The sequence below is a fragment of the Pseudomonas sp. MYb118 genome, assembly GCF_040947875.1.
In the GTDB taxonomy this organism is placed as follows: domain Bacteria; phylum Pseudomonadota; class Gammaproteobacteria; order Pseudomonadales; family Pseudomonadaceae; genus Aquipseudomonas.
Genome location: NZ_JBFRXN010000001.1, coordinates 879,681 through 900,503, shown reverse-complemented (window position 1 = coordinate 900,503; position 20,823 = coordinate 879,681). Strand labels below are relative to the sequence as shown.

Annotated in this window: 20 protein-coding genes; 14 read left to right on the top strand and 6 right to left on the bottom strand. The window is 63.7% G+C overall.

Translation table 11 applies throughout. The features are described 5' to 3' along the window. The first annotated feature begins 23 nt into the window (after positions 1–23). The 3 genes from ABVN20_RS04235 (at position 24) to ABVN20_RS04225 (ending at position 4,267) form a co-directional block, all read left to right on the top strand. Positions 24–1,451 carry an MFS transporter gene (locus tag ABVN20_RS04235; protein WP_368554245.1) on the top strand — a complete coding sequence of 476 codons (1,428 nt, stop codon included), beginning with the start codon at positions 24–26 and terminating at the stop codon, positions 1,449–1,451. Positions 1,452–1,715: 264 nt separating this feature from the next. Continuing rightward, a complete protein-coding gene (locus ABVN20_RS04230; RefSeq protein ID WP_368554244.1) occupies positions 1,716–3,092 on the top strand; it encodes a pyridoxal-phosphate dependent enzyme in 1,377 nt (458 codons plus the stop codon). Then, positions 3,089–4,267, top strand: a complete 1,179-nt coding sequence (locus ABVN20_RS04225) for a cystathionine gamma-synthase (RefSeq protein ID WP_368554243.1) — start codon at positions 3,089–3,091, stop codon at positions 4,265–4,267. The genes ABVN20_RS04230 and ABVN20_RS04225 overlap by 4 nt, the downstream gene beginning before the upstream one ends. 118 nt (positions 4,268–4,385) lie before the next feature. Here the strand turns inward: ABVN20_RS04225 and ABVN20_RS04220 are convergent, their stop codons facing one another. Next, complete coding sequence (locus ABVN20_RS04220) at positions 4,386–5,486, bottom strand: polyamine ABC transporter substrate-binding protein (RefSeq protein WP_368554242.1); 1,101 nt, start codon at positions 5,484–5,486, stop codon at positions 4,386–4,388. 780 nt (positions 5,487–6,266) lie between these two features. Here ABVN20_RS04220 and ABVN20_RS04215 point away from each other — a divergent pair. Beyond that, positions 6,267–6,695: a nuclear transport factor 2 family protein gene (locus ABVN20_RS04215; RefSeq protein ID WP_368554241.1), complete on the top strand. Its 429-nt coding sequence runs from the start codon at positions 6,267–6,269 to the stop codon at positions 6,693–6,695. A gap of 118 nt (positions 6,696–6,813) precedes the next feature. Here the strand turns inward: ABVN20_RS04215 and ABVN20_RS04210 are convergent, their stop codons facing one another. Continuing rightward, positions 6,814–7,050, bottom strand: coding sequence for a hypothetical protein (locus tag ABVN20_RS04210; protein WP_368554240.1), 237 nt, complete (start codon positions 7,048–7,050; stop codon positions 6,814–6,816). A 157-nt stretch (positions 7,051–7,207) separates the two neighbouring features. Here ABVN20_RS04210 and ABVN20_RS04205 point away from each other — a divergent pair, with 157 nt between their 5' ends. The 6 genes from ABVN20_RS04205 to yghX all read left to right on the top strand — a co-directional run bounded on the left by ABVN20_RS04205 (position 7,208) and on the right by yghX (position 14,243). After that, the gene (locus tag ABVN20_RS04205; RefSeq protein ID WP_368554239.1) at positions 7,208–8,971 is read left to right on the top strand and encodes an L-lactate permease; all 1,764 of its coding nucleotides are present in this window, start codon (positions 7,208–7,210) and stop codon (positions 8,969–8,971) included. Between the two features lie 169 nt (positions 8,972–9,140). Beyond that, positions 9,141–10,640, top strand: coding sequence for a glycolate oxidase subunit GlcD (glcD, locus tag ABVN20_RS04200; RefSeq protein WP_368554238.1), 1,500 nt, complete (start codon positions 9,141–9,143; stop codon positions 10,638–10,640). Further along, positions 10,640–11,704 carry a glycolate oxidase subunit GlcE gene (gene glcE, locus ABVN20_RS04195; RefSeq protein WP_368554237.1) on the top strand — a complete coding sequence of 355 codons (1,065 nt, stop codon included), beginning with the start codon at positions 10,640–10,642 and terminating at the stop codon, positions 11,702–11,704. The genes glcD and glcE overlap by 1 nt, the downstream gene beginning before the upstream one ends. A 3-nt stretch (positions 11,705–11,707) precedes the next feature. Next, on the top strand, positions 11,708–12,949 hold the full coding sequence (glcF, locus tag ABVN20_RS04190; protein WP_368554236.1) for a glycolate oxidase subunit GlcF: 1,242 nt from the start codon (positions 11,708–11,710) through the stop codon (positions 12,947–12,949). Then, positions 12,946–13,359 (top strand): heme-binding protein, encoded by a 414-nt coding sequence (locus ABVN20_RS04185; RefSeq protein WP_368554235.1) that lies wholly within the window; start codon positions 12,946–12,948, stop codon positions 13,357–13,359. The genes glcF and ABVN20_RS04185 overlap by 4 nt, the downstream gene beginning before the upstream one ends. After that, entirely contained in the window at positions 13,356–14,243 is an 888-nt protein-coding gene (gene yghX / locus ABVN20_RS04180; RefSeq protein ID WP_368554234.1) for a YghX family hydrolase, read from the top strand. The genes ABVN20_RS04185 and yghX overlap by 4 nt, the downstream gene beginning before the upstream one ends. 503 nt (positions 14,244–14,746) lie before the next feature. On the opposite strand, the gene ABVN20_RS04175 is transcribed toward yghX, so the two are convergent. After that, positions 14,747–15,691 carry an aldo/keto reductase gene (locus ABVN20_RS04175; protein WP_368554233.1) on the bottom strand — a complete coding sequence of 315 codons (945 nt, stop codon included), beginning with the start codon at positions 15,689–15,691 and terminating at the stop codon, positions 14,747–14,749. A gap of 170 nt (positions 15,692–15,861) precedes the next feature. Here ABVN20_RS04175 and ABVN20_RS04170 point away from each other — a divergent pair, with 170 nt between their 5' ends. Next, entirely contained in the window at positions 15,862–16,644 is a 783-nt protein-coding gene (locus ABVN20_RS04170) for an alpha/beta hydrolase (RefSeq protein WP_368554232.1), read from the top strand. 1 nt (position 16,645) lies between these two features. Here the strand turns inward: ABVN20_RS04170 and ABVN20_RS04165 are convergent, their stop codons facing one another. From ABVN20_RS04165 to ABVN20_RS04155, 3 genes are all read right to left on the bottom strand, one after another. Beyond that, positions 16,646–16,975, bottom strand: a complete 330-nt coding sequence (locus ABVN20_RS04165; RefSeq protein WP_368554231.1) for a hypothetical protein — start codon at positions 16,973–16,975, stop codon at positions 16,646–16,648. A gap of 86 nt (positions 16,976–17,061) precedes the next feature. Beyond that, positions 17,062–17,382, bottom strand: coding sequence for a multidrug efflux SMR transporter (locus tag ABVN20_RS04160; RefSeq protein ID WP_368554230.1), 321 nt, complete (start codon positions 17,380–17,382; stop codon positions 17,062–17,064). Between the two features lie 64 nt (positions 17,383–17,446). Further along, a complete protein-coding gene (locus ABVN20_RS04155) occupies positions 17,447–17,896 on the bottom strand; it encodes a carboxymuconolactone decarboxylase family protein (RefSeq protein WP_368554229.1) in 450 nt (149 codons plus the stop codon). A gap of 199 nt (positions 17,897–18,095) precedes the next feature. Between ABVN20_RS04155 and ABVN20_RS04150 the strand changes: the two genes are divergently transcribed. From ABVN20_RS04150 to ABVN20_RS04140, 3 genes are all read left to right on the top strand, one after another. Continuing rightward, on the top strand, positions 18,096–18,746 hold the full coding sequence (locus ABVN20_RS04150) for an FMN-dependent NADH-azoreductase (RefSeq protein WP_368554228.1): 651 nt from the start codon (positions 18,096–18,098) through the stop codon (positions 18,744–18,746). Further along, positions 18,715–20,124, top strand: a complete 1,410-nt coding sequence (locus ABVN20_RS04145) for a PLP-dependent aminotransferase family protein (RefSeq protein WP_368554227.1) — start codon at positions 18,715–18,717, stop codon at positions 20,122–20,124. The genes ABVN20_RS04150 and ABVN20_RS04145 overlap by 32 nt, the downstream gene beginning before the upstream one ends. A gap of 97 nt (positions 20,125–20,221) precedes the next feature. Beyond that, a complete protein-coding gene (locus ABVN20_RS04140; protein WP_368554226.1) occupies positions 20,222–20,815 on the top strand; it encodes a TIGR00730 family Rossman fold protein in 594 nt (197 codons plus the stop codon). Positions 20,816–20,823 lie beyond the last annotated feature (8 nt).

The following is a 20,823-nucleotide window of genomic DNA, read 5'->3' as shown; positions in this document are numbered from 1 at the left end:
CATTTGCCTATCAGGAGAGCCCGATGAAACCGACGATTGCCAGCGTGGACAGCACGCCACATACACCCACCGTGCGTTGGGCGCTGGTCAGCCTGTCGCTGTCGATGTTGCTGTCGTCGTTGGGTACCAGCATTGCCAACGTCGGCTTGCCGACCCTGGCGCAGGTGTTCGACGCCAGCTTCCAGCAAGTGCAATGGGTGGTGCTCGCCTACCTGCTGGCCATCACCACGTTGATCGTCAGCGCCGGCCGCCTCGGTGACCTTATGGGTCGGCGCCGCTTGCTGCTGGCGGGCATTGCCGTGTTCACCCTCGCCTCGCTGCTGTGCAGCCTGGCGCCGTCGCTGGCCTGGTTGATCGGCGCCCGCGCGGTGCAAGGCCTTGGCGCGGCGCTGATGATGGCCCTGACCATGGCGTTCGTGGGCGCGACGGTGAGCCGGGACAGGACCGGCAGCGCCATGGGCCTGCTGGGCACGATGTCGGCGATTGGCACGGCGATGGGGCCTTCGCTGGGTGGTTTGCTGATCTCGGGGTTTGGCTGGCAGGCGATCTTCCTGGTCAGCGTGCCGCTGGGCCTAATGACGCTGTATCTGGCGTCGCGCTACCTGCCGGCGGATCGCCCGCAGACCTCCGGCGCACGGGGCGGTTTCGACGTGATCGGGACCGTGCTGCTGGCGCTGACGTTGGCGGCGTATGCCCTGGCGATGACCCTCGGGCGCGGGCATTTTGCTGTGCTCAACCTGGTGTTGTTGCTGGCGGCAGCGGTGGGCCTGGGCTTGTTCGTGCTGGCCCAGGCACGCGTCGCTTCGCCATTGATCCGCCTGGCGCAATTGCGTAACCGGGTGCTGAGCGCCAGCCTGGCCATGAGCACACTGGTGGCAACGGTGATCATGACCACGCTGGTGGTCGGGCCGTTCTACCTCGCCCATGGGTTGGGCCTGAACCCGACGGTCACCGGGCTGGTGCTGGCCATCGGCCCCTGCGTGGCGGCGCTCACGGGGATGCCCGCCGGGCGCGTCGCCGACCGTTTCGGCGCACGGCGGATGACGGTTATCGGGTTGCTCGCCATGGCCGTCGGCTGCCTGGTCCTGGCACTGTTGCCGCAGGCGTTGGGGGCGGCGGGTTATGTCGTGCCAATCGTGGTGCTCACCCTCGGTTATGCCGTGTTCCAGACCGCCAACAACACCACGGTCATGGGCGACGTGGCGGCCGAGCAACGCGGCGTCATCGCCGGCCTGCTCAACCTGTCGCGCAACCTCGGCCTGATCACCGGCGCCTCGGTGATGGGCGCAGTCTTCGCCTTCGCCACACAAGCTGCCGATGTGGCCAGCGCCTCGCCACAGGCCATCGGACATGGGATGCGGGTGACGTTTGCGGTGGCGTTTGGGTTGATCCTGTTGGCGTTGGCACTCTCCTGTGGGAGCGGGCTCGCCCGCGATGGTCGTCAACGATAACGCTGGGCATCTGGCCCCCCGAGGTGTTCTTGCGCACATCGCGGGCAAGCCCGCTCCCACAAGGGTTCTGCGGCCCTCTGTAGGAGCGAGCTTGCTCGCGATTCGTAGTGTCAGGCGACTCAAAGGGTGACTGGCACACCGCATCGCGAGCAAGCTCGCTCCTACAGGGGGGATCGGTGCAGATCGGGCGACCGTTGGCCATGCCAGGTTGCGAGGGGCGTCATCGCGGCCTATGGTCCAAGCAATGCACAGAGAGGTAGACCCATGCCGAATGACTCCCGTCCTGCCGTCCTCGAACTGATCGGCAACACGCCGCTGGTGCGTGTCAGCCGCTTCGATACCGGCCCCTGTACGCTGTTTCTCAAACTCGAATCACAGAACCCCGGCGGTTCGATCAAGGACCGCATCGGCCTGGCCATGATCGACGCCGCCGAACGCGATGGCCGCTTGAAACCCGGTGGCACCATCGTCGAGGCGACCGCCGGTAATACCGGCCTGGGCCTGGCCCTGGTCGGTCGCGCCAAGGGCTACCGGGTGGTGCTGGTGGTCCCGGACAAGATGTCCACCGAGAAAGTCCTGCACCTCAAGGCCATGGGCGCCGAGGTGCACATCACCCGCTCCGATGTCGGCAAGGGGCACCCGGATTACTACCAGGACGTCGCCGCCCGGCTGGCACGGGACATTCCCGATGCGTTCTTCGCCGACCAGTTCAACAACCCGGCCAACCCGCTGGCCCATGAATGCAGCACCGCGCCGGAGATCTGGGCGCAAACCCAGCATGACGTCGACGCGATCGTCATCGGGGTCGGCTCCGGCGGCACGCTGACCGGTATCACCCGGTTCTTCAAGCGGGTGCAGCCCGATCTGGAAATGGTCCTGGCCGACCCGATCGGCTCGGTGATGGCCGAATACAGCCGCAGCGGCACCATGCCCACCCCCGGTTCGTGGGCGGTGGAAGGCATCGGCGAAGATTTCATTCCCGCCATCACCGACCTCTCCAGCGTGCGCAGCGCCTACTCGATCAGCGACGAGGACAGCTTCGACCACGCCCGCCAGTTGCTGCGCGCCGAAGGCATTCTCGGCGGTTCTTCCACCGGCACCCTGCTGGCCGCCGCGCTGCGCTACTGCCGCGAACAGACCGAGCCCAAGCGTGTGGTCAGTTTCGTCTGCGACACCGGCACGCGTTATCTGTCCAAGGTCTACAACGACCAGTGGATGAACGATCAGGGCCTGCTCAAGCGCAAGCCGTACGGTGATCTGCGTGATGTGATCGCCCGGCGTTTCGAGGACGGTCGGGTGGTCAGCGTCAGCCCCGACGACACCCTGCTCACCGCGTTTCAGCGCATGCGCCTGGCGGATGTGTCGCAGTTGCCCGTGCTGGAAGATGGGCAGAAGCTGGTGGGCGTGATCGATGAGTCCGACATTCTCCTGGGCACGCACAAGGATCCATCACACTTTCGCTTGACCGTGGCCAGCGCAATGACCGACAAAGTGGAAACCCTGCCCGCCAGCGCCAGCCTGGCCGAGTTGCAGGTGGAACTCGATCGCGGCCTGGTGGCGATCATCGCCGATTCCGCGGGCTTTCATGGCCTGATTACCCGCTTCGACCTGCTCAATCATTTGCGGAGATCCCTTGCATGAGTCAACACGATGAAAACGCCACACCTCGCGCCTTCGCCACGCGGGTGATCCACGCGGGGCAAACGCCGGACCCGACCACCGGGGCGTTGATGCCGCCGATCTATGCCAACTCCACCTACCTGCAAGACAGCCCCGGCGTGCACAAGGGTTTCGACTATGGGCGCTCGCACAACCCGACGCGCTTCGCCCTGGAGCGCTGCGTCGCCGACCTCGAAGGCGGCACCCAGGCCTTTGCCTTCGCCTCGGGGCTGGCGTCGATTTCCACGGTGCTCGAACTGCTCGACGCCGGCTCGCACATCGTTTCCGGCAATGACTTGTACGGCGGCACCTTCCGCCTGTTCGACAAGGTGCGCAAGCGCAGCGCCGGGCACCGCTTCAGTTTCGTCGACCTGACCGACCTGTCGAACTTCGAGGCGGCGTTGCAGGACGACACGCGCATGGTCTGGGTCGAGACGCCGAGCAACCCGCTGCTGAGCCTGACCGACCTCGCCGCCGTCGCCCGCATCTGTCGCGCCCGCGGGATCATCTGCGTGGCCGACAACACCTTCGCCAGCCCGTGGATCCAGCGCCCGCTGGAGCTGGGTTTCGACATCGTGCTGCACTCGACCACCAAGTACCTCAACGGCCACTCCGACGTGATCGGCGGCATTGCGGTGGTGGGCAACAACCCGGAACTGGCCGAACGCCTGGGCTTCCTGCAAAACTCGATTGGCGCGATTGCCGGGCCGTTCGACGCCTTCCTCACCCTGCGCGGGGTCAAGACCCTGGCGCTGCGCATGGAGCGCCATTGCAGCAACGCCCTGGAGCTGGCGCAGTGGCTGGAGCTCCAGCCGCAGGTGGCCCGGGTCTACTACCCCGGCCTGCCCTCACACCCGCAACATGAACTGGCGAAACGGCAGATGCGCGGTTTTGGCGGGATGATTTCCATCGACTTGAACACCGACCTGGCGGGTGCCCGACGCTTCCTCGAAAACGTGCAGATCTTCGCCCTGGCCGAAAGCCTGGGCGGCGTGGAGAGCCTGATCGAGCACCCGGCGATCATGACCCACGCTACCATCCCCGCCGAGACCCGCGCACAGTTGGGCATTGGTGATGGGCTGGTGCGTTTGTCGGTGGGGGTTGAGGATGTGGAGGATCTGCGCGGCGACCTGGCGCAGGCGTTGGCGCATATCTGACGGCAGGTTTCCCCAAACCAATGTGGGAGCGAGCCTGCTCGCGATGGTGTGTCAGTCGACATCAATGTCTCTGATACACCGCCATCGCGAGCAGGCTCGCTCCCACAGTCAGGCCAGGTTACTTATCCGACTTGATACTGGTCCAAACCCGCGTCCGTACCCGCTCCATTTTCTGCGGCAGCGGCTGCACCACGTACAGGGTCTTCAGCGCTTCCGGGGTCGGGGTCAGGTTCGGGTTGCCGGTGATTTCCTTGTTGATCAGCGGGATCGAATCCTTGTTGGCGTTCGGGTAGCCGAGGAAGTCGCTGATCGGCGCGATGACTTTCGGGTCCAGCAGGTTGTTGAGGAACGCGTGGGCTTCTTCGACGTTCTTCGCGCTTTTCGGGATGGCGAAGGTGTCGAACCAGATCGGCGCCCCGCTCTTCGGCAGGCGCCAATCAACTACCACGCCGTTGCCGGCTTCCTTGGCCCGGTTGCCGAACTGATAGAAGCTGCCCGAGTAGCCGATGGCCACGCAGATGTCACCGTTGGCGATGTCGGTCATGTATTTGGCGGAGTTGAAGTAGGTCACGTACGGACGCACCTTCATCAACAGTTCCTTGGCTTTTTCGTAGTCTTCCGGTTTTTGGCTGTTGGGGTCCAGACCGAGGTAGTGCAAGGCGATCGGCAGGATTTCCGAGGGCGAATCGAGCATGGCCACGCCGCACGATTTCAGCTTTTCCATGTTTTCGGGCTTGAACACCAGGTCCCAGCTGTCCACCGGCGCGTTGTCACCCAGCGCCGCCTTGACCTTGGCCGGGTTGAAGCCGATCAGCACGGTGCCATACATGTAGGGCACGCCGTACTGGTTGCCCGGGTCATTCTTGTCCAGCAGCGCCAGCAGCGCCGGGTCCTGGTGCGACCAGTTCGGCAGCTTGGACTTGTCCAGTTTCTGGAACACGCCGGCCTTGATCTGGGTCTCGATGAACTGGTTGGACGGCACGACCAGGTCGTAGCCGGAGTTGCCGGTCAGCAGCTTGGCTTCCAGCGCCTCGTTGGTGTCGAAGGTGTCCCAGGTCACTTTGATCCCGGTCTTCTGGGCGAAATCCTTGGGTACCGAAGGCAGGATGTAGTCGGCCCAGTTGTAGACCCGCAGCTCCTGCTCCTTGGCGTGCGCGGCGCTGCCCAGCAGCGTCAGCCCACAGACGGTGGCGCCCAGTATGCGTTTGATCGTGACCATGAAGAATTCCCCAAGTGTTTGCGTTGTTTTTTATGTTCTGAACACGGCAGGCCTGGAAATTGCCCGAGGCAAGGAAAACAGGATTCTAGTTGTGGTTTGGCGAACGTGCTGCGACAGCGGTGTGGCTTCGATTCTTGCTGACGGGATGAGTGGTTCATAGTGCGAGGTCGGCCAAAAGGGGATCGAAATGGCCAATTTCGGTGTCACCCAGGCGTAGATCCGACCCCTGTGGGAGCGAGCCTGCTCGCGATGGCGGTGGGTCAGCCAGTAAGGATTTGGCTGATGTACCGCCATCGCGAGCAGGCTCGCTCCCACAGGGGGGGATTGAGTACACCAGGGGGGAAAAGTGCAAAAACGTCAAAGCCCGCACTGGGCGGGCTTTGGTTTAAGTAGGTGGCCGGTGCTGGTCTCCGGCTTACAAGGTTTATCAGGCCTCTCACACAAGAGCGATAGTTGCTCTGGTGCCTCACACGGCATAAGGGCTGGATCTCAGCGCGGAGATCTTTCTAACCGTGTACCCTTCGGGACGCGCCCCACGTGTCCTTGCCATCCGCTTGCGCATCAGTCTGCGTCTTCACCTACATGTTCAATCCTAGTCCTTTGGCAGCGGCGTGGGTGGGTGTTTTTAGACCGATTTGCCTCGCAACGACCCGTCTTGAAAAGCAAAGAAAATAACCGACATTGCTCCGCCATCGACCGCTTGAATACACCCCCATAAGCAGACCGACACAACCCTTGCGCTACAGTCTCCGACCAGAAAAACAAAAACAGGAGTTGACGATGTCCGAGCTGAAACTGCACCCCAATGCCGCGCAGTCGCTGAGCCAGTGGCACGAGATGATCCGCCAGGGCGACTTGCAGGCCCTGCCGGCCTTGCTGGCGCCGCAGGTGGTGTTCCGCTCACCGATGGCACACACGCCCTACCCCGGCGCGCCGGTGGTTTCGATGATTTTGAACACGGTGTGCAAGGTGTTCGAGGATTTCGCCTATCACCGTGAACTGGTGACGGCCGATGGTCTGAACGTGGTGCTGGAGTTCAGCGCCAAGGTCGGCGGCAAGGAGCTCAAGGGCATCGACATGATCCGCTTCGACGAACAGGGCAAGATCGTCGAGTTCGAGGTGATGGTGCGGCCGATGAGCGGCTTGCAGGCGCTCGGCGAAGAGATGGGCCGGCGGCTTGGGGCGTATCTGGCGGCGAGCAAGGCCTGAGCCCACCGGACCTGTAGGAGCGAGCTTGCTCGCGATGGCGGTGGGTCAGTCAGCACATTGGTATCTGATATACCGCCATCGCGAGCAAGCTCGCTCCTACAGGGGGGGGTGCAATGTTTTACAACGTTCTTTGGCCATTCCCGATGCCCTTGGCCTGCTCGATCCCCCACGCCATCGCCGCTTCCATATCGAGGAAGTGCACCGCGGGATGGTGGTTTTCCTCGATGGCCGAGCCGTCGGGGCGGTAGACGCCGATGAACATGCCCAGTGATCCATCGCGCAGGATCTCGGCCTTGACCTTGATACTGCAACCGTTCGACAGCGTTTCGGTGTGAAGCAAATGGCGTTCGGTCATCACCGCTTTCCTCCGCGAGAACTGTACTGCTGATCTGGAAAAACCCGCTGTAACCCGCGATTTACCGCGTACAGGACAGCGGCGCAATGCCACCTATACTACAAGCCACCGCCCCCTCAGGGGTCTGCAATCCCAACAATAAGAAGCAGAGGTGAACATGGTCTGGCAGCAAATTTACGATCCGTTCGGTAACCCGGTCATTTCAACGCTCATGGCAGCCGTCCCCGTCGTGGTGATGCTGGCGGCCCTGGCCTTCTTTCACATCAAAGCACATATGGCGGCATTGCTCGCCCTCGCCTCAGCCCTGATCATCGCGATTTTCGCCTTCGGCATGCCGGCCAACATGGCAGGTTCCGCGGCGCTGTATGGCGCGGCCAACGGCTTGCTGCCGATCGGCTGGATCGTGCTCAACATCATTTTCCTGCACCGGCTGACCACCGAGAACGGCTCGTTCAAAGTGCTGCAGGATTCGCTCGCGCGGATCACCGACGACCGGCGCCTGCAATTGCTGCTGATCGCCTTCTGCTTCGGTGCGTTCTTCGAGGGCGCGGCGGGTTTCGGCACGCCGGTGGCGGTGACCGGGGCGATCCTGATTGGCCTGGGCTTCTCGCCCCTGGCCGCCTCGGGTCTGGCGCTGATCGCCAACACTGCGCCCGTGGCCTTCGGCGCCCTCGGCACGCCGATCATCACCCTGGCCAAGGTGACCGGGCTGGATGAGATGGAGTTGTCGATGATGGTCGGTCGTCAGCTGCCGTTCTTTTCGGTGCTGGTGCCGTTCTGGCTGATCTGGGCCTTTGCCGGCTGGCGCAAGATGATCGAAGTCTGGCCGGCCATCGTGGTCACCGGGATCAGTTTCGCCGTGCCGCAATTCATCGTGTCCAACTACCACGGGCCGATGCTGGTGGACGTGATCGCCGCGCTGATTTCCATGGCCTGCCTGACCGGCTTCCTCAAGGTGTGGAAGCCGGCCACCGTGCACACCTCGGCAGCGTTGACCGGGCGCGTGGACAATTCGAAGATCGACGAAGAGCATGCGGCCAAGCCCGAACCCACCGCAACCTTCGCCAGTGACGCCAAGCCCGCGGTGATGCGCGCCTGGATGCCGTGGATCATCCTCACGGTGTTCGTGTTCGCCTGGGGCACCCAGGGCTTCAAGAACCTGTTCGACACACGCCCGGCGATTGACCCGGTGACCCAGTCGGCCAAGCTCGACCCGCAGGGCAAACCCGTGCGCGAAGCCAACCCGATCTTCGCCCCGGTCCTGACCTTCACCACCCTGCACCAGCAGGTCGAGAAGGTGCCGCCGGTAGTGCCAACGCCGAAAACCGAAGAAGCGATCTACAAGTTCACCTGGTTCACCAGCACCGGCAGCGGCATTCTCCTGGCCGCCATCGTCGGCGGGCTGCTGATGGGCTACTCGATCCCGCAACTGATCCGCCAGTACCTGCGCACGATCTGGGTGGTGCGCTATTCGCTGATCACCATTGCGGCGATGCTTGCCCTGGGCTTCCTCACGCGCTATTCCGGGCTGGATGCGACGATGGGCCTGGCCTTTGCCGCGACCGGGATCTTCTACCCCATGTTCGGCACATTACTCGGTTGGCTCGGGGTGGCGTTGACCGGTTCGGACACTGCGTCCAACGTGCTGTTCGGCGGTTTGCAACGGGTGACGGCTGAACAGCTCAACCTCAGCCCGGTGCTGATGGCCGCTGCAAACAGTTCCGGCGGGGTCATGGGCAAGATGGTCGATGCCCAGTCGATCGTGGTGGCGTCCACCGCCACGCGCTGGTATGGGCATGAGGGGGAAATCCTGCGTTATGTGTTCTTCCATTCCATTGTGCTGGCAATTCTGGTGGGTGGGCTGGTGACGTTGCAGGCGTATGTGGCGCCGTTTACGCAGATGGTGGTCGGGGGGCATTGAGTCCTCCCCCTCCCTGTAGGAGCTAGCTTGCTAGCGATGGTCGTCAACGATGACGCTGGCTGTCTGGATACCCGCGTTGTCTGGGCGACCATCGCGAGCAAGCTCGCTCCTACAGGGACATTGCAGGGAGGTGGGCCTGGCAATATGAATGGAGTAAGGTAAAACGGCCATGAACATTATCTACGATGAAGACGTCGATGGCGTGCTGCCCGACGTCGACAGGGCCGCGTTGTTGCAGGCCCTGCGCACCCGCCTGCCGAAGCTGGAAGTGTTGCATCAGCAGGAAGAACTCATGCCGTACGAGTGCGACGGCCTGTCGGCCTATCGCACCACGCCGCTGCTGGTGGTGCTGCCGCGCCACATCGAGGAAGTGCAAGGCGTGTTGCGCCTGTGCCATGAAATGCGTGTGCCGGTGGTCGCCCGTGGCGCCGGTACGGGCTTGTCCGGTGGCGCCCTGCCCCTGGAAAAAGGCGTGCTGTTGGTGATGGCGCGCTTCAACCACATCCTGCACATCGACCCCGCCGCGCGTACCGCACGGGTGCAACCGGGGGTGCGCAACCTGGCGATTTCCCAGGCGGCGGCGCCCTATGGCCTGTACTACGCGCCGGACCCGTCCTCGCAAATCGCCTGTTCGATCGGCGGCAACGTCGCGGAAAACGCCGGCGGCGTGCACTGCCTGAAATACGGGCTGACCGTGCACAACCTGCTCAAGGTGGACATCCTCACCGTCGAGGGCGAACACCTGACCCTAGGTTCCGACGCCCTCGACTCGCCGGGCTTCGACCTGCTGGCGCTGTTCACCGGCTCTGAAGGCATGCTTGGTGTGATCACCGAAGTCACGGTCAAGCTGCTGCCCAAACCGCAGACCGCCAAGGTGCTGCTGGCGGCGTTCGACTCCGTGGAAAAGGCCGGCCGCGCCGTGGCCGACATCATCGCCGCCGGGATCATTCCCGGCGGGCTGGAGATGATGGACAACCTGGCGATTCGCGCCGCCGAGGACTTCATCCACGCGGGGTACCCGGTGGACGCGCAAGCCATCCTGCTGTGCGAACTCGATGGCGTCGAAGCCGACGTCCACGACGATTGCGACCGCGTGCGCCAGGTGCTGGAACAGGCCGGGGCCACCGAGCTGCGCCAGGCCAGGGATGAAGCCGAACGCGTGCGCTTCTGGGCCGGACGCAAGAACGCTTTCCCCGCGGTCGGGCGCCTCTCGCCGGATTACTACTGCATGGACGGCACCATCCCGCGCCGGGAACTGCCGGGGGTGCTGCAAGCGATTGCGGCGTTGTCCGCCGAGTACGACCTGCGCGTGGCCAACGTATTCCATGCCGGTGACGGCAACATGCACCCGCTGATCCTGTTCGATGCCAACCAACCCGGGGAACTGGCACGTGCGGAAACCCTGGGCGGCAAGATCCTCGAACTGTGCGTGAGCGTCGGTGGCAGCATCACCGGCGAACACGGCGTCGGCCGGGAGAAAATCAATCAGATGTGCGCGCAGTTCAACAGCGACGAACTGACTCTGTTCCACGCGGTCAAGGCGGCTTTCGACCCCAGCGGCCTGCTCAACCCCGGCAAGAACATCCCGACCCTGCACCGCTGCGCCGAGTTCGGCGCCATGCATGTGCACGCCGGGCAATTGCCCTTCCCTGAGCTGGAGCGCTTCTGATGTACCGTGAACAGGCTTTCGATGACAGCGCCGCGCTGCTGGAACAGGTCAACCAGGCCCTGGAAAACGCCACACCGCTGCGCATCCAGGGCTCCAACAGCAAGGCTTTTCTGGGACGCATCGTCGCCGGCGAAGTGCTCGACACCCGCACCCACCGTGGCGTGGTGGCCTACGACCCGACCGAGCTGGTGATCACCGCCCGTTGCGGCACCCCGCTCTCGGAGCTGACCTACATCCTCGACGGCTCGCAGCAGATGCTCGCGTGCGAACCGCCGGCCTTCGGCGAAGACGCCACCGTCGGCGGGATAATCGCCAGCGGGCTGTCCGGGCCACGGCGGCCCTGGGCCGGTTCGGTGCGCGATTTCGTGCTGGGCACGCGGGTCATCACCGGGCATGGCAAGCACCTGCGCTTTGGTGGCGAGGTGATGAAAAACGTCGCCGGTTATGACCTGTCGCGCCTGATGGCCGGCAGTTTCGGCAGCCTTGGGGTGATCACCGAAGTGTCGCTCAAGGTCCTGCCCAAGCCCCGGCAAACCCTGAGCATCAGCCTGGACATGGACAGCGACCGCGCCTTGCTGCGCCTGGCCGAATGGGGCCAGCAACCGCTGCCGATCAGCGCCGCCTGTCACGACGGGCAGCGCCTGCACCTGCGCCTGGAAGGCGGCGAAGGTTCGGTGACGGCAGCCCATGAGCGCCTGGGTGGCGAGCGCCTCGACTCGACGTTCTGGGCCGACCTCAACGAGCATCGGCTGCGCTTCTTCGATGAGGATCAACCGCTGTGGCGCTTGTCAGTGCCGCACAACACGCCACGCCTGTCACTGCCCGGCCGGCAATTGATCGACTGGGGCGGCGCCCAGCGCTGGCTGAAGTCGGACGCCGAAGCGGGGTTCATTCGCAAAGTCGTCGAGGAAGTCGGCGGCCACGTCACCTGCTACAGCCACGGCCTGATCGACAGCCCGTTCCAGCCGTTGTCGCCGGCACTTTTGCGTTATCACCGCAGTCTCAAGCAGCAACTGGACCCACGGGGCATCTTCAACCCTGCACGCCTGTACGCGGAGCTCTGATCCATGCAGACCACCCTGAGCGACACTGCCCGCCGCCTGCCCCGCGCGGAAGAGGCCGAGAGCATCCTGCGCACCTGCGTGCACTGCGGGTTCTGCAACGCCACCTGCCCGACCTATCAACTGCTCGGCGATGAACTCGACGGGCCACGGGGCCGTATCTACCTGATCAAGCAGGTACTGGAGGGCCGCGAGGTCACGGAAAAAACCCAGCAGCACCTGGACCGCTGCCTGTCGTGCCGTAACTGCGAAACCACCTGCCCGTCCGGGGTCGATTATCACAATCTGCTGGACATCGGTCGCGCGGTGGTCGATGCCGCCGTGCCGCGCCCGCTCGGCCAGCGTTTGCTGCGCGAAGGCCTGCGCAGCGTGGTGCCCAACCCGGTGCTGTTCAAAGGGCTGGTCAACAGCGGCCAGGTGTTCCGAGCCTGGCTGCCCGACATGCTGCAAGCGAAATTGCCGCGCAGTGCGGCGCCGGTCAAGGCCGCTCCGCTCAGCCGTCACGCGCGCCAGGTGCTGATGCTCGAAGGCTGCGTGCAACCGGGGCTGTCGCCCAACACCAATGCCGCTGCCGCGCGGGTGCTGGATCGGCTGGGGATCAGCGTCATCGCCAGCAGCGAAGCCGGCTGCTGCGGCGCCGTGGATTATCACCTCAACGCCCAGGAAGCCGGCCTCGACCGCGCCCGGCGCAACATCGACGCCTGGTGGCCGCGCATCGAGAGCGGCGCCGAAGCGATCGTGCAAACCGCCAGTGGCTGTGGCGCGTTCATCAAGGACTATGGGCATTTGCTCGAACGCGATCCGGCCTACGCGGCCAAGGCGAAGAAGGTCAGCGCCCTGGCCCGCGACCTGGTGGAAGTGCTGCGCGACGAACCGCTGGAAACCCTCGGCGTGCACGGTGACCAGCGCCTGGCCTTCCACTGCCCCTGCACCTTGCAGCATGCGCAGAAGCTCGGCGGCGCGGTGGAAGCGACGCTGGTGCGCCTGGGGTTCAACCTCACCGCCGTGCCCGACGGGCATTTGTGCTGCGGCTCGGCGGGCACCTATTCGATCACCCAGCCGGTGTTGTCCCGGCAATTGCGCGACAACCGGCTCAACGCGCTGGAAAGCGGCCAGCCAGATGTTATCGTCACAGCCAACATTGGCTGCCAGTCGCATCTGGACGGCGCCAACCGCACCCCGGTGCGGCACTGGATCGAACTGGTCGACGCCGCCCTGCCCCCAGCGTTCAAAGGAGACTCACGATGAAAAGCAAAGCCATCCTCGGCCAGGCCGAAGTCAGCCAGATCCTTGCAGCCGCCCGCAGCGAAGCGCAGGGCAACCAATGGGCGGTGAGTATCGTGATCGTCGATGATGGCGGCCATCCGCTGGCCCTCGAACGCCTCGACGGGGCGACGCCGAGCAGCGCCTACATCGCCACCGAAAAAGCCCGCACTTCGGCATTGGGCCGGCGGGAATCCAAGGGTTTCGAGGACATGGTCAATGGCGGACGCTTTGCGTTTCTGTCGGCACCCTTGTTGACCTCGCTGGAGGGCGGCGTGCCGATTGTGGTCGATGGCCAGGTGATCGGCGCAGTCGGCGTCTCCGGGGTCAAGGCCGAACAGGATGCGCAGGTGGCCAGGGCCGGGGCGCAGTGCCTCAAGGACGTGCAAGCATGACTCGTCTCACCGCGAAAGACTTTGCCCCCGAACTGCTCGAACTCTACGACTACTACGCCCACGGCAGGATCAACCGCCGCGAATTTCTCGACCGCGCGGCGCTGTTCACCTTTGGTGGATTGACCGCCAGCGCCCTGCTCGCCTCCCTGAGCCCGAACTATGCGCTGGCCGAGCAGGTCGAGTTCACCGACCCGGACATCATCGCCGAGTACATCACCTACCCTTCGCCCACGGGTAACGGCACGGTGCGCGGTTATCTGGTGCGCCCGGCCAAGGCGGCGGGCAAGGTCGCGGCGGTGGTGGTCGTACACGAAAACCGTGGGCTCAACCCCTACATCGAGGACGTGGCCCGGCGCGTGGCCAAGGCCGGCTTCATCGCCCTCGCCCCCGACGGGCTGACGTCGCTCGGCGGTTATCCGGGCAACGACGACAAGGGCCGCGAGTTGCAGGCCAAGGTCGATCCGGAAAAACTCATGAACGATTTTTTCGCCGCCATCGAATGGTTGATGAAACACGACGCCAGCAACGGCAAGGTCGGCATCACCGGTTTCTGCTACGGCGGTGGCGTGGCCAATGCCGCCGCCGTGGCCTACCCGGAACTCGGTGCTGCCGTGTCGTTCTATGGCCGCCAGCCCGAGGCCAAGGATGTGCCACGGATCAAGGCGCCGGTGATGCTGCACTATGGCGAACTGGACACGCGCATCAACGAAGGCTGGCCGGCGTATGAACAGGCGCTGAAAGCAGCGGACAAGACCTACGAAGCGCACATCTACGCCGGCGCCAACCACGGCTTCCACAACGACTCCACCCCGCGCTACGACGAAGCAGCGGCAAAACTGGCCTGGGACCGGACGTTGGCGTGGTTTCGGCGATACCTCGTTTAACCGGGAATCATCGCGAGCAGGCTCGCTCCCACAATTTGACCGCGTCCCCCCTGTAGGAGCGGGCTTGCTCGCGATGGACTCACGGCCGCCGCGGGGCATCAGGTATCCCGCGTCATCGTTGACCACCATCGCGGGCAAGCCCGCTCCCACATTTTGACCGCGTAAGCCGCAACACCCCCGCCCCCCTGTAGGAGCGAGCTTGCTCGCGATGGACCCAAGGCCGCCGCGGAGCATCAGGTTTATCGCGTTATCGTTGACCACCATCGCGAGCAGGCTCGCTCCCACAGTTTGACCGCGTCCGCCGCAACAACGTCTATCCCCTGTGGGAGCGGGCTTGCTCGCGATGGACTCAGGGCCGCCGCGGGGCATCAGGTATCCCGCGTTATCGTTGACGACCATCGCGAGCAGGCTCGCTCCCACAATTTGACCGCGTCCGCCGCAACAACGTCTATCCCCTGTGGGAGCGAGCCTGCTCGCGATAGGACCCGAGAACGCCGCAGGGCTCAACTCACCACGTCAATCAACTGCTCCCGCTGCGCGCCGGTCAGCATCGGGCCGAAGCCGGCGCCGGCGTTGTCGGCCATGTAGCGTGGGTTGCCGGTGCCGGGGATGACGCAGGTCACCGCCGAATGCGCCAGCAGGTATTTCAGCGCGAGTTGCGCCCAACTGGTCACACCTACTTGCGCGGCCCAGCCCGGCAGCGGTTTGCCCTTGAGGCGTGCGAGCAGGTCGCCGCCGCCAAAGGGCCGGTTGCAGATCACCGCCACGCCCCGCTCCCGGCACAGCGGCAGGATGCGTTTTTCCACGCCGCGGTCGTCCAGCGCATAGTTGATCTGCAAGAAGTCCAATGCCTCGGCCTTGAGCACCGCCTCCACCTCGTCATAGGCCGAGGCGGTGTAATGGGTGATGCCGATGTAACGAATGCGCCCCTCTTCCTTCCACTGGCGCAGGGTCGGCAAGTGGGTTTTCCAGTCCAGCAGGTTGTGGATCTGCATCAGGTCGATGCGATCGGTTTGCAGCAACCTGAAGGATTGCTCCATCTGCGCGATACCTTCTTCACGCCCGCGAGTCCACACCTTGGTGGCCAGGAACGCCGGCGAGCGCGGCTGGTGGATCGACAGCAGCTCGCCGGTGGTCTGCTCGGCGCGGCCGTACATGGGTGAGCTGTCGATCACCGTCCCGCCCTTCTCGAACAACGCACTGAGCACTCCCGGCAATTGTCTGTAGGCGGGATCGGCCGGCGCCACATCAAAACCGCGATAGGTGCCCACGCCGACCATCGGCAAGGGTTCGTTGCTGGAAGGAATGGCGCGGGTCAGCATGTTCTTGCCTCCTGTTTCCTCGGGCGACGCGGTGGTCGCCAAGGCCGGATCGAAAGTAAGCACCGCCGTCGCTCCGGCAGTCAGCGTGAGCAGTCGTCTGCGCGTGAGTCCCTTCGTGTGGTTCATGGTTTGCCCTTGCGTTCAACTACACTCGGTTTCTGTAGGAGCGAGCTTGCTCGCGATGGTGGCTCAGGCACCGCGTATATTCAGACAGCCAGCGTCATCGTTGACGACCATCGCGAGCAAGCTCGCTCCTACAGGTATAGGTACGTACGCCCAGAACCCCCGAGCAATCAATGCCACGCACTAACGTTAGCCGAATGTCACGCACCCTGATGGTTCTCGTCGTCATCCTCGCCGGTTTGTACCTGGCACTGTGTGTCGCGCTGCTGGTGTTCCAGCGTGCGCTGATCTACTTCCCGCAGCCCGCCACGCTCGACGCGCCGAGGCTTACGCTGGAGGTGGAGGACGCGCAGGTGCAGGTCACCGTCAGACCGCACGAGGGGCCAAAAGCGCTGATTTATTTTGGCGGCAATGCCGAAGACGTCTCGCGTAACCTGCCCGAGTTTTCCCAGGCGTTCCCTGACCATGCCCTGTATCTGCTGCACTACCGGGGGTTCGGCGGCAGCAGTGGCTCGCCTTCGGAAGAAGCGATTGCCCGCGATGCGCTGACCCTGTTCGACAAGGTCTACAGCAACCATACGCAAGTCGCGGTGGTCGGCCGCAGCCTCGGTTCGGGGGTGGCAGTGCGCCTGGCCAGCCAGCGCCCGGCGGCGCGGCTGATTCTGATCACGCCCTACAACAGCCTGGAAGAACTCGCCGTGCGCCAGTACCCGATTTTTCCGGTGAAGTGGTTGCTCAAGGACCGCTTCGATTCATGGAAGTACGCCGCGCATATCTCGATCCCGACCCTGCTGCTGGCCGCCGAGCAGGACGACATCATCCCCCTCTCCAGCACCGAAGCGCTCTATCGGCATTTCGCCAAGGGGGTGGCGCAGCTGAAGGTGATTCCGGACGTGGGGCACAACTCGATCTCCGCCAGCCCCGCTTACCTGAAGCTGATCGGCCAGGCGCTGTAGATCACTTGCGCGCCACCTTGTAGCGCAGGCAGTCCTCGTTGAAGCTGCGGCGCAAGGCTTCGGGTTTCATGCGGGTCGGGCTGTCGTAGGTCTGTTCGGTAATGCCCATGGCCATCATGCGCATCCACGGTTTGCTGAACTTGTAGGTCTGCAATTTCTTGCGTGCGGCATACAACGAGACCCCTGCCAGCTTCAGCTCCTGGGCCTTGGCTGCGGTGCCCGCGCCCCAACTGCACATATAGCGGTCACTGGCTTGAAGCTCCCTGGCCTGGGCCTGCACGGCAAAACCCGCGAGGCCCAGGGAAATCAGTGGAATCCATAGATTGCGCATTTAAAGTTGGCCCTAACCACCTGAAAGTAAAGTGATTCTGACTGTTACTTGCAACCCTGGGGGCCAGCAAATTGCCTCTAACTGGCTCAGTTTCCCGAAACCAGCTTGAGGCCGATCACGCCGAGCAAAATCACGCCAATGCAGGCGATACGCAGCGCGGAGGTGGAGTCTTCAAGCACCGCCATGCCCAGGATGGCGGTACCGGCCGCGCCTATTCCGGTCCATACCGCATAGGCAGTGCCGACCGGCAGCGTCCGCAGCGACAGTGACAACAAAAAGACGCTCGACAAGCCCGTGGCAACCGCCAACAGCCCCGGCGTCAGGCGGGTAAATCCATCCGAACCTTTCATGAAAAAAGCGAAGGCAATTTCCAGCAGGCCGGCGAAACCGAGCAGTGACCATGCCATGCAAGTGATCCTCTGGTTGACCCGCCGGGCTGCAACGTCCGGCGGGTGCGGTTGATGGACAGTGTCAGGCGCTGGCAGCCGGTTTGACGCGGAACGCCACGCCGAACCGGTTGAAGGCATTCATCAGGCCAATGGCATAGGTCAGGTCCGCCAACTCCTTGTCGCCGAATTCGGCTGCCGCGGCGATGTAGTCGGCGTCGGGGATCCCGCTCAGGGCCACGTTGGTGACGGATTCGGCCCAGCCCAGGGCGATGCGTTCGCGGGCAGTGAAGACGTTCCCGGCATCACGCCAGACCGGCACCAGCACCAGTTTTTCAACGTTGATGCCAAGCTTCACCAGGTCCCGCGAATGCATGTCGATGCAAAAGGCACAGCCGTTGATCTGCGACACACGCAGATAGACCAGGTCGATCAGTTCGTGGGACAGCCCACTGTTCTGCAGGTACACGTAGACCCCGCCGAAAGCCTTGTAACCTTCGGGAGAAGCCTTGGCGTAGTCGAGACGATTGCTCATGGTGAATCCTTGTGATTGCTGATGGAGAGACGCCATGGTGGGCGTTCTTGGCCCTGTGGTTAAGGGCCATGATCGGTCTTGAGTCATAGGCCAAGACTGAACAATCATGGCCCTGTCGAAAACGCGATTCATGGACCTTCGGCCTGGGTCACAGGCTTCTTAAAATCGGTGACCTCTCACAGCGTCTACAGGGTCGACCATGAACATCCTTCACATCATTTGCAGCCCGCGCGGCCAGGCCTCCGAAAGCTATCGACTGGCGCAAGGCATCCTGCGCTTTCTGCTCAATGCCCACCCGACGGCCACCGTGACCAACCGGCTGCTGAGCGCAGGCGGATTGCTGCCGATCGACGGGCCGTACGCAATGTCCCAGCAAGCCTCTGCAGACGTCACCGAGGCGGGTTCGATTGCCCGTTCCAACGAGCTGATCGACGAACTGCAAGCGGCGGACATTCTGCTGATCGCGACACCGATGCATAACTTCACCGTGCCTTCCACGCTCAAGCTGTGGATTGATCATGTGGCCAGGGTCCGGCGTACGTTCAATGTCGGCGCGCAGGGCAAGACCAGCCTGCTGCACGACCGCCCGGTGTATGTGGCGGTCGCCTCGGGCGGCCGGATTTCCGGGGTGACCCCACGTCAACCGGACTTTCTGTCGCCCTACCTGAAGGCCGTTCTGGGTATGATCGGGCTCCATGACGTGAAGTTTTTCTCCGTCGAAGGAACAGCCATGGGCCCGAACGCCCTCAGCGCCGCACGACACACGGCGCAACAGGCACTCGAGGAGCATTTCCGCGCTTACCCAACGGTCGAGGCCAATGACCCTTCACAGCCAAAACTTTTCGCTTGATCCTGGCTCCACGGAGCCGATCTACCGGCAAATCTACTGGCGCTTTCGCAGCGCGATCAGCGATGGCCTGCTGGCGCCCGGTGACCGGGTGCCGGCGGCCCGGGCCCTGGCGAAAGAACTGGGCCTGGCGCGGGGCACCATCGACACCGCCTACTCATTACTGACGGCAGAAGGTTACCTGCTGGCCCGCGGCCAGGCAGGCACAGTGGTCGCGGCGGGAATCAGCGTCAGCCAGCCTGCCGCTTCGGCGCAGCCCGCCGTTCACCCAGGGCCATCAATCAGGCACAAGGCCGCGGTCCTGCCCTTTCAAATGGCGTTGCCGGCGCTGGATGCGTTTCCGCGCAAGATCTGGTCGCAGATCGGCGCTCGCTGCGTGCGCGCCACGCAAATCGCCGACATGGCCAACCCCTCGGCGCTGGGCCTGGAATCCCTGCGCAGTGCGATTGCCACTTACCTGCAAGTGGCCCGGGGTATCAGCTGTTCGCCGGCCCAAGTGTTCATCACCTCGGGTTATCGCAACAGCCTGGCGCTGATCGCCCATGCGCTGCTCAAGCCCGATGATTGCGTGCTGGTCGAAGACCCCGGCTACCCGCCTACCCGACAATTGCTGGAGTACCTGCGGATCAAGGTGGCAGCCGTGCCCGTCGATCAGGATGGCATGCGCGTCGCGCAGGGGATCAGTCGCACGCCGCAGGCACGGGCAGCCGTCGTCACCCCGGCGCATCAGAGTCCGTTATGCGTGTCGCTGTCGTTGCCGCGCAGGCTGCAACTGCTGGAATGGGCGGCCCGCAAACAGGCGTGGATCGTCGAGGACGACTACGACGGCGAGTACCGCTATGTCAGCCGCCCACTGCCAGCCCTGAAAAGCCTCGATCGCGAGGGCCGGGTGCTTTACGCCGGCACCTTCAGCAAAGTGCTGTTCCCGGGAATCCGCCTGTCCTATCTGGTGGTGCCGCCCGCCCAGGTAGAACGCTTCGAACTCGTCAGCCAGACCTTCCTCGGCGGTTGCCCGGAGTTGACCCAGGCGATCGTCGCCACGTTCCTTACCGAAGGCCATTTCGCCCGACACATCCAGCGCATGCGCAAGCTCTATGGCGAACGCCGCGAAGCCACCGCGCGGGGTTTGAAGAAAGCATTGGGCGAGCGCATCCGCATTGATCCGCTACCCGGCGGCATGCACCTGATCCTGCGCCTGACACCGCCTCAGTCTGATCGGGCGCTGGTCGAGCGGCTACTGACGGCAGGCATTTACGCCGAGGCGCTGAGTGACTGGGGCGTGCACGATCCGACCGATTCTGCGCTGTTGCTGGGGTTTGCCAATATCGCGTCCCAGGACGCCGCCGAACAACTGGGCAGGCGCATTCTTGCGCTGATGTAGTGCGGGCATGGCCCAGGCATGCAGGCATTTCTTGGACCTGTCGAGGCCAGCCGGTGCATCGCATCATGGGTGTTTACTTCACCCGGAATGAGATTCGATGACCAGCCCTTCCCCTATCCGCAGCATTGCCGTGTTCTCAGGCTCCAACTTCGGCTTCAACGCCGACTACGTCGCAGGTGCCCAGGCATTGGCTCGAGAGATCGCCCGGCGCGGTATCCGCCTGATTTACGGTGGCACCGACAAGGGTTTGATGGGCGTCATGGCCGACACGGTACTGGCCGAGGGCGGCGAAGTGGTGGGCATCATCACGCGGCTGCTGTTCGACCTCGGACACCTGCACCAGGGTCTGACCGCACACGAAGTGACCGCGGACATGCGCAGCCGCAAGACCCGCATGAGTGAGTCCGCCGACGCGTTCATCGCGTTGCCCGGCGGGCTGGGCACCTTTGAGGAGCTGTTCGAAGCGGCCACCCTGACGCAGCTGGGCGAACACCACAAGGGCGTCGCCTGCCTGGACATCAGTGACTTTTTCAAACCGGTGCGCAGCCTGCTGGACCACGCGGTACAGGAAGGTTTCATGAAGGCCGAACATAGCCGGATGCTGCTGATCGACAAAGACCCGGCGGCATTGATTGACGCGCTGGAACAATGGCAACCGCCGTCGACGACGAAATGGATTGAACGGCCCTAAGCACCCGG